Here is a 10,840-nt window from a genome sequence, read left to right on the forward strand (position 1 = left end):
GGTCCCGGGGCCCACGCATCCCCGGCCGTCTACCCGGCCTGCCCGGCCGCGGCGTCGATGGCCGCCAGGGACCGGCGCACCTGGTTCCGGTCGGTGGTGTACCAGAAGTCGGGCATCGAGGCCCGCAGGAAGCCCCCGTAGCGGGCCCGCGCCAGCCGCGGGTCCAGCACGGCCACCACGCCCCGGTCCCCCGTCGCCCGCACCAGCCGGCCCGCGCCCTGCGCCATCAGCAGGGCCGCGTGCGTGGCCGCCACCGCCATGAAGCCGTTGCCGCCCGCCTCCTCCACCGCCTTCTGGCGGGCGCTCATCAGCGGGTCGTCCGGGCGGGGGAACGGGATGCGGTCCATCACCACCAGCTGGCAGTTGGGGCCGGGCACGTCCACGCCCTGCCACAGCGACAGCGTCCCGAACAGGCAGGTCCGCGCGTCCGCGGCGAAGCGGCGGATCAGCTCGCCCAGCGTTTCCTCGCCCTGCAGCAGGATCGGCACGTCCAGCCGCCCCCGCAGCTCCTCGGCGGCCGCCTGGGCGGCGCGCATCGACGAGAACAGGCCCAGCGTCCGCCCGCCGGCCGCCTGGACCAGCTCCGACAGCTCCTCCAGCATGTCGGCGCGGCCGCCCTCCCGGCCGGGCGGCGACAGGTGCTGGGCGACGTAGAGGATGCCCTGCCGGCGGTAGTCGAACGGCGAGCCGACATCCAGCCCCCGCCAGCGCGGGACGGACGCCTCCGACTCCTCCGCGTCCTCGCCGCCGGGCGCCGCCTCCGCACCTCCGCCCTCCGGGGAGGCACCCGGCTCCTCCCCCCTCACCCGGCCCTCGGCCGTCAGGCCCAGGGAGGCGCCCACTCCCTCGAAGTCCCCGCCGAGCTTGAGGGTGGCGGAGGTCAGCACCACCGAGCGGTCCTCGAAGAGCTTCTCCCTCAGCAGTCCGGAGACGGCCAGCGGAGCGACCCTCAGCGAGGCCCCGTACCGGTCGTGGCGCTCGTACCAGACGACGTCGTACTCCGATCCCAGGAGGATGCGCTCGGCCACCCCGTGGACGCTCTCCACGGACGCCAGGGCCTGCCTGCGCACCGCGTCCTCGTCCTGGACGGACCGGTCGCGGGTGGCGCCCAGCTCGGTGATCACCGCGCGCGCCGCGTCCCGCAGCGCCGCCAGGACGTACCCGAGGTCCTCGGGAATCTCCTCCAGCCGGCCCGGCAGCGCCAGTTCCATCAGCCGCTCGAAGCCCTCCGAGGCGGTCTGGAGCCGGTCGGCGGCCTTCTCGTCGACCAGCTTGGCCGCGCGGCGCACCGCCCGGTTCACCCCGCCCGGCGTCAGCTCTCCGGTGGCCACCCCCGTTACCCGGGAGACCAGTTCGTGCGCCTCGTCGACGATCAGCACCTCGTGGGCCGGGAGCACCGGGGCCCCCTCGATGGCGTCGATGGCCAGCAGGGCGTGGTTGGTGACGATCACCTCCGCGAGCTTGGCGCGCTCGCGCGCCGCCTCCGCGAAGCACTCGGCCCCGTAGGCGCAGCGGGTGGCGCCCAGGCACTCGCGGGAGGAGACCGACACCTGGGACCAGGCGCGGTCGGAGACGCCCGGGGTGAGGTCGTCGCGGTCGCCCGTGTCGGTCTCGTCGGCCCAGTCCCTCAGCCGCAGCAGGTCCTTGCCGAGCCTGCTGGTGGGGGCGGCCGCCTCGAAGGGGTCGAACAACCCGTCCTCGTCGTCCTGCGGCACGCCCTCGTGGAGCCGGTGCAGGCACAGGTAGTTGGACCGTCCCTTGAGCATGGCGAACTCGGCGCGGCGGCGCAGCAGGGGGTGGAGGGCCTCCACCGTGCGCGGCAGGTCCCGCTCGACCAGTTGCCGCTGCAGGGCGAGCGTCGCGGTCGCGATGACCGTGCGCTCCCCGTGCGCCAGGGCCGGCACCAGGTAGCCCAGCGACTTGCCGGTGCCGGTGCCGGCCTGGACCAGCAGGTGGACGTCGCTGTCGATGGCCTCGGCCACGGCTTCGGCCATGGCGACCTGGCCGGGACGCTCGGTGCCGCCGACGGCGGTGACGGCGGCATGGAGGAGTTCGGTGAGGGCGGGCTTGGTCATAGGGATGCCACCTTACGCGGCGCCGCCGACAGCCGTGCCCGGATCCGGACCCCGCGGAACGGGCCCGGGCCGGGGCGGGGCGGGCGGGGCGGGCGCACGGGGTCACATCCGGTGGCGCAGCTCCCTGTCGCGCACCATCAGGGCCGCGCGCTTGCCGGGGAGTTCCACCTCGGCCGCCGGCCGGAAGCCCGCCCCGAGGAAGGCGGCGACCGAGGCGGTGTTGCGCAGGTCGGGTTCGGCCACCACCCGCCGGCACCGGGGCCGGTTGTCGAGGACGAGGTCGGCCACGGCCCGCAGCAGCACGGTGCCCAGACCGCGCCCGCGGTCGGCGGAGCCGCCGATCAGCAGGTGGATCCCGGTGTCGTGCGGGAGCGCCGGATAGTGCCGGGACAGCGGGTCGAGGTCGGCGCGGTAGACCTCCCAGTAGCTCATGGGCGTCCCGGAGAGCACCCCCAGGCACGGGACGCTGCGCCCGTCCCCGTCGAGCTGGGGCCGCAGGTGGTCCGCGGTGGTCCCGGCTGGTCCGGCCAGCCCCCAGAAGGCCGCCACCACCGGGTCGTTCATCCAGCCGGCGACCAGCCGCAGGTCGCGTTCGAGGCGCACCGGCACGAGCCGGAAGGCACCCGCCGGGGTGTCGGCCGGCCCCCAGCCGCCGACGTCGTCCAGCAGCTCCGTCCGCTGCGGGGCGGACGGGAGGGCTCCCCGGCGCGGAAGGGGGGCGGCGGCGCCCGGGCCCGGTGCTGCGGGGAGTGCGGGGGCTCCCGGGGCCGCGGGGACTGCGGGGACTGCGGGGGCAGGTGCGGCGGCCAGGACGGCACCGCCCGGGCCTTTCACCGCTTCACCAGCGGGTTGGCGACGGTGACGTAGACGGACTGGGTGTCCACCGGTCCGACCAGCTCGTCCAGGCCGTGCAGCCGGGTCAGGAGGTTGGCCTTGCAGCGCAGCACCGGGGACCACAGCAGCAGGGCGGGCAGCGGCGACCGTCCGCCGCCCGCCCGGTCGGCACCGCGCTCGGCCTCGGTGAGGAACCGGCGGAAGGCCGCGAGCAGCAGCCGCTCGTCGGCCAGCCCCTGGGACCCGAACGCCCCGATCAGTCCCAGCACGTTGTTGACGCCCAGGTAGTAGGCGAAGCGCTCGTCCACGACCGCGTCGGCCACGAAGGTGTCGCTGTGCGTTCCGATGCCCGGCAGCCGCCCGTCGAGGTCGTCGCGGCGCGACTCGCGGAAGTAGTAGCCCTGGTTGTCGCGGTAGCGGCCGCCCACCGGCCAGCCCTCCCCGTCGAGCAGGACCACCGTGTTCTGCTGGTGGGCCTCCAGCGCCACGCCCGCCTCGGCGTCCAGCCACAGCACCGGGCGCACGACGGTGTGGAGGTAGCGCAGGAACCACTCGGCGGCGACGGCGGGCACCGGCCGTCCGGTGCGGCCCGCGAGGCGGGTGACGGCGTCGGCCAGCCGCGAGCGCAGCGGGCCGTCCGGGGCGCCCGGCCAGGGCCGGGGCGAGGTGAGCCCGGCCAGGCAGACGGCGTCGTCGCCGGGGCCGAAGGGGTTGTGCCGGATCACGGTCTCCAGCCCCGCGACGGGGTCCCCGCGGCCGTCGGTGACGGCGAGCCAGGCCGGGTCGCGCACGATGTCGAAGCCGGGGCGCCCGGGGAAGGCGGCCCGCCACCGCTGCCCCAGTCCGGTGCGGAGCAGCCGGTGCACCTCCACGCCCCGGTGCAGTTCCTTGCGGAGGTTCTCGCGGCGGGAGTTGGTGATCCGCAGGCCGAGCGAGAGCTTGAGCATGGCGGGCACCCCGGGCCGGTGGACGGTGCGCAGGGAGGACGTGGGGTGCCAGGGCTCGCCGTGCGGACCGAGGTCGTGGAGCAGCCCCGCCTCCAGCAGCGCGGCGACGGCGGGCCGGTGCCGCACCTCGCGGGCCTGCCAGGGGTGGAGCGGCAGGAGCACCGTCCCCTCCGGGGCCCCCGGCCCCTCCCCGGCCAGTTCGGCGGTGATCCGCTGGGCCGGGACGGTCCGGCCGCGCGCCGTCCAGGCGGAGTCGGCGGCCAGGACGGAGGGGTCCGCGGCCATCCAGTGCAGGGGGAAGGAGCCGCGCAGCTCCGGGGAGTACGCGCGCGCCTCGGCGTCGGTCAGTCCCTCGCGGCTCTTGGGGGTGGGATGCAGCGGGTGCCCCAGGACCAGGGACTGCTCCCCGTCCAGGAAGGGGTCGACTCCGGGCGGGGCCTCGGGGCGGGCCCTGCGCGCGGCGAGGAAGACGGCGGTGCGGCGCACCGAGTCGGCGACCCGGCCGACCAGTTCGGCGGTCCCGCCCGGGGCGCCGGGCGTCCCGGTGGCCGGGGCACCGCGGTGCGCGGCCTCCCTGGCCAGCAGGGCGGCGAGGGTCACGGCGTCCAGCGGTGCGGCGGCCGGGCCGCCGGCGGTTCCCTCCGGGACGACCGGGCCGAAGCGGTGCCAGCCGGTGGCGGACCAGTGGCGGACCGGCACCCGCAGCACCAGGCCGCCGGTCTCCAGGGGGATGCGGAGCACGGCCGCGCCGCCCTCGCCGTCCCGTTCCTCCCCGGCCCGCGCTCCGCCGTCCGCGTCCGCGGGCGGGCGCGGCAGCCCGTTCTCCCGCACCCAGCAGCGCAGCAGGTTCTCGCAGGCGGCGGCGTCGGCCGCGCGTACCGGATCCGGGTCCTCCAGCGGGTCGGCGTCGGCCGGACCGGCGGCGGGGGCCGACGTGCGCCCCGCCGCCGCCTCCGCTCCGTCGCGGCGCGGCTGCCGGGGGACGGCGGCGGAGTCGGGCGCCGCGGGGACCGCGCAGGACCCGGTTCCGGAGGGGGCGGGAGCCCCTGCCGGCCGGGCGGGCGGCCCTTCGGCCCGCACCCTCTCCTGCGTCGTCCTCCCGTCCGGGCCGGTGGATGCGTTCACGGAAAGTCTCCCTGGGGTGAGGGCACCGCGTCCGCGCGGTGGCCGTCCGGTTTCCGCGGGCACGGCGCGCGCCGTGCTCCCGCACGGACCAACGACGCGACCCCTCGCTGATCACGGCCGCGGCCGGAGATCCTCGGCCCACCGGGCCCGGAACCGGGGACCCGCCGCTCGCCGTCCCCAGCAGCACCGGCATAGTGGGGCCGTCCTGCTCTGCGGGGTTCATGACACGTCAGTAGGCGAAGAGCTGTCTCGGGGGGATGTCCGTCCATGTCATCTGTGAGCAGGAGGCGGTCCGCGCTGGCCGCCGCAGCGCTGGCCGCGGCCCTGGCCGTCACCACCGCCGCGTGCGGCCCCGAGGACGGCGGGGGCGACACCGGTGCCCGGCCCAGTGCCTCCGCCCCGACCGGGAGCGCCCCCGGCGGCATCGACCTGGGCGACATCCGGCTGCCGGACGAACTGCCCGCAGCGCTGAAGGACTTCGACCCCGAGAAGTGGAAGAACGGGGAGTGGCGGAACTGGGACAGGGACCGCTGGCTGCGCGAGGCCAAGGACTTCGTCAACCCGGTCATCGAGGGCCTGTGGGACCCCGGCCGGATGAAGGATGCCGAGGAGAACGACCGCCGGGTCGACGACGGCGCCGTCGACGACGGCAGCGGCGGCGCGGGGGACGAGGGCGTCACCGACCCCGAGCCGAGGCCGCGCAGGGCCCAGCCGGTCGAGGCCCCCTACCGGGAGAGCGCCCCGGCGGTGGGGAAGGTCTTCATGGACACTCCCAAGGGGGCCATGGTCTGCTCCGGCACCGTCGTGAAGGACCCGAACAACCCGGGCAGGTCCAACCTCGTCGCCACCGCCGGCCACTGCGTCCACGCCGGGAAGAACGGCGGCTGGTTCCGCAACATCGTCTTCGTCCCCTCCTACAACGACGCCGCGCTGGGCGCCGCCGAGCTGGAGAGGGCCTCCCGCGAGGAGGTCGCCCCGCACGGCGTGTACTGGGCGACCTGGACGCAGACCACCGACCACTGGATAGCCAACGGCGCCGAGACCGGCGGGGCCGGTGCCTCGCAGGACTTCGCCGTGCTGCACGTGGAGCCCGAGGAGGAGGGCGGCGCGTCCCTGGAGGAGACGGTCGGCGCCGCGGTGGAGGTCGACTTCGGCACGCCGGCGGTCTCCTCGCTCCCCTCCGTCACCGCCCACGGCTACCCCGCGGCCCCGCCGTTCGACGGGCTGACCATGCACACCTGCACCGACCGGCCCGGACGGCTGACGCTCGGCCCCTCGGAGTCCACGATGTACCGCATCGGCTGCACCATGACCGGCGGCTCCTCCGGCGGCGGCTGGTTCGCCCAGGGGCCCTCGGGCGGGTCCGTGCTGGTCTCGGTCACCTCCATCGGCACCCTGGACCACACCTGGCTGGCCGGCCCGCGGCTCGGGGACGAGGCCGAGGACGTCCTGAAGGCCGTCAGCGGCAAGTACGCCGGCGGGCGCTGAGAACCGCCGAGAACACCGCCCCGTCCCGGCCGCGCGGCGCAGGCGCACACGGCCGGGGCGGGGCATCGCTGCTGCGAGGGCCTCTTCCCTCCCGGTTCCGGGAGGGAAGAGGCCCTCGCCCGTTCGTCCGCGGCGGCCGGCTGCCGCCGGAGCCCTCAGACCAGCGCCATGGGGCTGCGCCGGGTGTCGCTGCCGGGGACCGGCTCGGACGGGTCGGCGCCCAGCTCCACGATGCGGTTGTCCGCGTCGACGTGCACCACCCTCGGCGTGAAGGCGCGTGCCTCGGCGTCCTCCATCTGCGCGTAGCTGATGAGGATCACCAGGTCACCGGGGTGGACGAGGTGCGCGGCGGCACCGTTGATCCCGATCACCCCGGAGCCGCGCCGCCCCTCGATGACGTACGTCTCCAGCCGGGCGCCGTTGGTGATGTCGACGATGTGGACCAGTTCGCCGGGCAGCAGGTCCGCGGCCTCCATCAGATCGGCGTCGACCGTGACGGACCCCACGTAGTGGAGGTCCGCCTCGGTGACCGTGGCCCGGTGGATCTTCGACTTGAACATGGTGCGCAGCACGATGCCGTCTCCTCGTCGCGAAGGGTCGCGCTCCTCACCGGGGATGCGCGCCGTCCCGCCCATCGTACGGCCGCGCTCCCCGGCCGCCCGGCCGGAGGTGACCCGGATCACGTCCGGCCGGAGGGCTCCCGGTGGTGTGGGGCGCTGCGCCGCCGGCGGGTGCGGGGGCCTGCGCGGCGTGGCGGTGGGGAAGCGCCCGCGCACCGCGGTCTCCCCGCGCTGCTCCGCTCCCCCGTCGATCCCGCGGCCGGCCCCTGCGGGCTCGGAGCCGGCCGGCCCGGACGGTTCACGTCAGCAGCCCGGAGGGAGAGGCGGGTCACGCGTACCGCTCCTCGTCCGTCATCTCCGAAAGGGTCTTCGAGACCTGCTCGATGCACCAGTCCTTGCCGCCTTCGGCCAGCCCGTGCGACGTGTAGACCCCGAAGGGGTCACCGTGCGTCAGGAGCTCGTGTGCGGTCTGGGCCGCGCCGCCCAATCCGGGGGCGCAGTCGGAGGCGCCGACCTCTTCCAGCCGCTTGTTGACGTATGCGATCCATGCCTCCCGGTCGGACACCACGAAGTCCCAGCGGCCCGTGATGCTGATGCGTTCCGCTCCGTCCGGCACTTCCGCGACACCGCTCTCGGCGTCCGCGTCACCTTCTTCGAACACGTCGGAGAACGGACTGCCCCAACCCGACGACTCGAATGTCTCGTCCGAGTAACGCGCTGCGGCGGCCCGCACCCTTTCGATGACGTCGACGGCCCGCTCCGGCGGGACGTCCCGCTCGGACATCACCTCCGCATGCTCGGTCAGTGCGGCTACGAGGCTGTTCAACGCTTCGGAAACGCCCATCGGCTCCCCTTCTTTCCCAGTGCTTCCGCACAAGCGGTGCCCACTGCGATGCCCGGCCGCCTGAACCGGCCGGGCATTCCTCGGCACGCTTCGTCACCGGTTGCGGTGACGGGTGTGCGATACCCGCCCGCGCTTGTTGAAGTAGTCCACGGGGACGTGGCTGTTCAACGAGCACACGACACGGTACCGGCGACGCCCGCCCCGGCGGGCGTCGCGCTGGGCAGCGACGACGGCCGCTGCCTTCGGCCCGACGTCGTGGGCGTGCGCAGGTCCTTCCAGCCCCTCTTCTAGGGGACCCGGCGAGCGCAGTTGTGGACGAGTACCGGCCGGCCGCGGCGGTGATCTGCCTGGACCGTCCGTCGCCGTCGGCGTCCACGGACAGCGTGACCAAATCCTCGAGCCCGTCACCGATGATGACGTCGGTGACGGCGGAGCCGGGCTTCTCCCGTCGGAGGAATGCCCGGCTCCCTCGTCGGTGGGCTCAGCTCCTCGGTTCGAGGAGGAGGCTGACCGCCGAGGCCGTCAGCCTCCCGGAAGCCCTCTCCGCTTCGAACTCGAACTTCCCGTCACCCAAGTAGTCGAAGGCGTGAAAGACCCCTGCGTCCTCCGGGACGGAAGGCCGGGATTCCGTCAAATCCAGACACGCAACCCCGTGGAACGCCAGCCGGAAAATTCTTCCCTCCCGCAGATCACGGAAGACGAGAGCGAAATCCCTTCCGCCGTCCTCGGAATCGGACTCCTCAAGGTCGACCAAGTCGGACCAGTTGTGGAGGTCTATATACCCGGCCTCCTCACTGACGCAGGATGTTATTTCACTCCCAGCCTCCCACGGGCTCATGCCGGAGAATTTCACCACGATCCGACCACCTTTCCGTCGCACATGCCGCCGCGCCCTTCCGGTGCTCCGCCGGCACATCGGGTGAGCCTTGCTCTGCGCATTACCCGACCGTCCGGGCGATGAGGGCTCCTCGACTGGTGAACCTTGTGCGAGGTGTCCGGACTCCACCGTGCGCCCCACCGTGGAGATCCTAGCGCCATCGGCTCTTCCGCCCTGCGAGGAAGGTATGAGCCCTGTCGCCGTTGAGCGGTGCTGTGCAGACATAGGGCAGGGCACGCTACAGCCCGATCGGCACAAGCCGGAACCGGCAGCCGGCGGACGGGCAGAGGAAAACGGAACACCTGGACGGAATGGAAATTTCCCGCCATTCCGACCGCACAGGGTCTGCGTCACGTTGGAGACGACTCCAGCCCGCTTCGGAGACTGCAGGCAGAAGTTGCGGAATCAACGGCGCATCAATCCACTCGCCCCAGACCTCCTGGCACTCGACTCCAGTTCGGAAACAACACCCTCCGGGAAGTCCAGCCATATAGTTCGCTCATTCTCCACGGAAGCGAAGACGAGGTCATTCCCTACGAATGCCTCGCATCCTATCGTGCGGAACCCGAGCAGGGAGAACCGCCGGATCCCCTCCTCGCTGCTCAGATCCAGCACGACTCCCATCAGAGGGTCTTCCCTCTTTCTCCCCTTGCCGCCACTGGACAGGATTTTCCGCTTCAGCTCCTCGAAGAGACACCTTGCTTCTCCGCTTGCCATTCCCTGGTCCGCGTAGAGATCGACGGTCGCGATCGCCCCTGCTTCCCCGAGGTGACGTCCGACGAATGAAAGAAGAATTTCCAGATCACTTTCCCTGGAAGATGTGTAGCTTGTCATATTTCTTCCGTTCCGCACCTGCGTAACCGGGCAGCCGAGGGGTGGTCGGCCACCCGGCACCAAGAGCTTGGCCTGCCTTCACCGACCCCGGCGCGCGAACCGAAGCCCCCGTCTCTGCCGAACTTCCAGGGACTTCGCTTCATGCTGCAGTGCTTCTTACTCCCAGTCCTGCTGTGGTACCACCGGTTGGCAGGACATCCCCCGATACGCCCCTGGCCGGTCCGCTGGAGGTCCGGCCTTCCCCGGCGCATAGAACCCCCTGGTCCTCTTGCTGACCGACATCCGCTTCGTCGGGGTGCGCTTGGAACGACCGTGCGGCACGGTACCCGCGCTTCCCTCAGCGCCGCCCCCTTGGTCATAAGCCGGCGTTTCCCGTCGAAGCCGAAGTCGCCCCGGTCGACGGGGGCGCCGGCGCCGTCGACCGGATCCGCTTCCGCGGCCTCGGGGCATCGGCGGGGAAACAAGGTCGCACGCGGTACGAACACGTCGCGGCCGCAGAGTGGGCGAGGCCCGATCAAGGCCCCCCGACCCCCGTCCTCTCCGCCGCCACCAGACGGTTCCACGTCCCACGCAGAAGGCAGGGTCCGGTTTCACCCGGCGATCAGAGGGCGTTCCCAGGGCTGCGGTTCCCCGTTCGGGCCGAGGCGTCGCGTGGCGGAGTAGCGGACGCCTCCGACGGCATGTTCCAGGACCCCCGCGGAGGAGAACGGGAAGGAATGCCGTTTCGTGGTGGTCGCCCGACCGGAGAAGGCGCCCGAGAGCAATTCCCCGACATCCATGCCGGCCACGTCCTCGAACACCCAGTCGTCGAGGAGCAGGCGCACCGACGGCGCGGCCGTCGACCCTCCCATCAACCCGATGTACACGTCGGAGCCGGAGACGCCACCGCTCCAGTCGGCGAACCAGCTGCCCCCCCTCGACCTCGCGCCGGCGAAACGGCGTTCGGCACGCCGAGGGAGCGCAGGGCCGCCTCCGCCCGCGCCACCGCGGAAGGCCCGTCTTCCCGTACGGCCCCCGACACGATCCTCACCCTCACATCACCCATCACGTCGGCCACCGGCCCGCCCGGGGACCCCGCCCCCGCCGAGGGACGACCACTCAACGGAACGCGGCTTCCTCCCCCGGCAGGAGAGGAAACCGCCGTGCACGACCGTTCCGGATCAACCGGTGAACTCGGGTTTCATCCACAGACCGCTGAAGCGGCCGGCACCATCGATCCCGAGCACCGTTCCCTCCGCGAACAGAAGAGCATCACT

The 10,840-nt window shown here is 73.2% G+C and carries 10 protein-coding genes; 2 read left to right on the top strand and 8 right to left on the bottom strand.

From position 1 onward, the window contains the following. Positions 1-29: 29 nt before the first annotated feature. From ACFSJS_RS21475 to ACFSJS_RS21485, 3 genes are all read right to left on the bottom strand, one after another. Complete coding sequence (locus ACFSJS_RS21475; RefSeq protein WP_380902866.1) at positions 30-2,075, bottom strand: ATP-dependent DNA helicase; 2,046 nt, start codon at positions 2,073-2,075, stop codon at positions 30-32. 102 nt (positions 2,076-2,177) lie between these two features. Further along, on the bottom strand, positions 2,178-2,885 hold the full coding sequence (locus ACFSJS_RS21480; RefSeq protein ID WP_417824248.1) for a GNAT family N-acetyltransferase: 708 nt from the start codon (positions 2,883-2,885) through the stop codon (positions 2,178-2,180). Between the two features lie 20 nt (positions 2,886-2,905). Beyond that, positions 2,906-4,981 (bottom strand): IucA/IucC family protein, encoded by a 2,076-nt coding sequence (locus ACFSJS_RS21485; protein ID WP_380902868.1) that lies wholly within the window; start codon positions 4,979-4,981, stop codon positions 2,906-2,908. A 267-nt stretch (positions 4,982-5,248) separates the two neighbouring features. On the opposite strand from ACFSJS_RS21485, the gene ACFSJS_RS21490 reads away from it, so the two are divergent. Beyond that, positions 5,249-6,469 carry a trypsin-like serine peptidase gene (locus ACFSJS_RS21490; RefSeq protein WP_380902870.1) on the top strand — a complete coding sequence of 407 codons (1,221 nt, stop codon included), beginning with the start codon at positions 5,249-5,251 and terminating at the stop codon, positions 6,467-6,469. A 155-nt stretch (positions 6,470-6,624) separates the two neighbouring features. Here the strand turns inward: ACFSJS_RS21490 and panD are convergent, their stop codons facing one another. Together panD and ACFSJS_RS21500 are read right to left on the bottom strand one after the other, a co-directional pair. Next, entirely contained in the window at positions 6,625-7,041 is a 417-nt protein-coding gene (gene panD / locus ACFSJS_RS21495) for an aspartate 1-decarboxylase (protein ID WP_380902871.1), read from the bottom strand. A gap of 316 nt (positions 7,042-7,357) precedes the next feature. After that, entirely contained in the window at positions 7,358-7,873 is a 516-nt protein-coding gene (locus ACFSJS_RS21500; protein WP_380902873.1) for a hypothetical protein, read from the bottom strand. 156 nt (positions 7,874-8,029) lie between these two features. Between ACFSJS_RS21500 and ACFSJS_RS21505 the strand changes: the two genes are divergently transcribed. Continuing rightward, entirely contained in the window at positions 8,030-8,164 is a 135-nt protein-coding gene (locus tag ACFSJS_RS21505) for a hypothetical protein (RefSeq protein ID WP_380902875.1), read from the top strand. A 190-nt stretch (positions 8,165-8,354) separates the two neighbouring features. Here ACFSJS_RS21505 and ACFSJS_RS21510 read toward each other — a convergent pair whose 3' ends face one another. The 3 genes from ACFSJS_RS21510 to ACFSJS_RS21520 all read right to left on the bottom strand — a co-directional run bounded on the left by ACFSJS_RS21510 (position 8,355) and on the right by ACFSJS_RS21520 (position 10,435). Further along, complete coding sequence (locus ACFSJS_RS21510; protein WP_380902877.1) at positions 8,355-8,729, bottom strand: hypothetical protein; 375 nt, start codon at positions 8,727-8,729, stop codon at positions 8,355-8,357. Between the two features lie 426 nt (positions 8,730-9,155). Further along, complete coding sequence (locus ACFSJS_RS21515) at positions 9,156-9,584, bottom strand: hypothetical protein (protein WP_380902879.1); 429 nt, start codon at positions 9,582-9,584, stop codon at positions 9,156-9,158. Between the two features lie 590 nt (positions 9,585-10,174). Continuing rightward, positions 10,175-10,435, bottom strand: coding sequence for a hypothetical protein (locus tag ACFSJS_RS21520; RefSeq protein WP_380902881.1), 261 nt, complete (start codon positions 10,433-10,435; stop codon positions 10,175-10,177). Positions 10,436-10,840: the final 405 nt, after the last annotated feature.

Source organism: Streptomyces desertarenae, assembly GCF_042681365.1.
Taxonomy (GTDB): Bacteria; Actinomycetota; Actinomycetes; order Streptomycetales; family Streptomycetaceae; genus Streptomyces; species Streptomyces desertarenae.

What these genes read in the sequence shown, in the direction of transcription:
- ACFSJS_RS21490 (WP_380902870.1), top strand. Translation starts at nt 5,249, where the DNA reads ATGTCATCTGTGAGCAGGAGGCGGTCCGCGCTGGCCGCCGCAGCGCTG.
- ACFSJS_RS21500 (WP_380902873.1), bottom strand. Translation starts at nt 7,873, where the DNA reads ATGGGCGTTTCCGAAGCGTTGAACAGCCTCGTAGCCGCACTGACCGAG.
- ACFSJS_RS21515 (WP_380902879.1), bottom strand. Translation starts at nt 9,584, where the DNA reads ATGACAAGCTACACATCTTCCAGGGAAAGTGATCTGGAAATTCTTCTT.
- ACFSJS_RS21520 (WP_380902881.1), bottom strand. Translation starts at nt 10,435, where the DNA reads ATGGGAGGGTCGACGGCCGCGCCGTCGGTGCGCCTGCTCCTCGACGAC.
- ACFSJS_RS21475 (WP_380902866.1), bottom strand. Translation starts at nt 2,075, where the DNA reads ATGACCAAGCCCGCCCTCACCGAACTCCTCCATGCCGCCGTCACCGCC.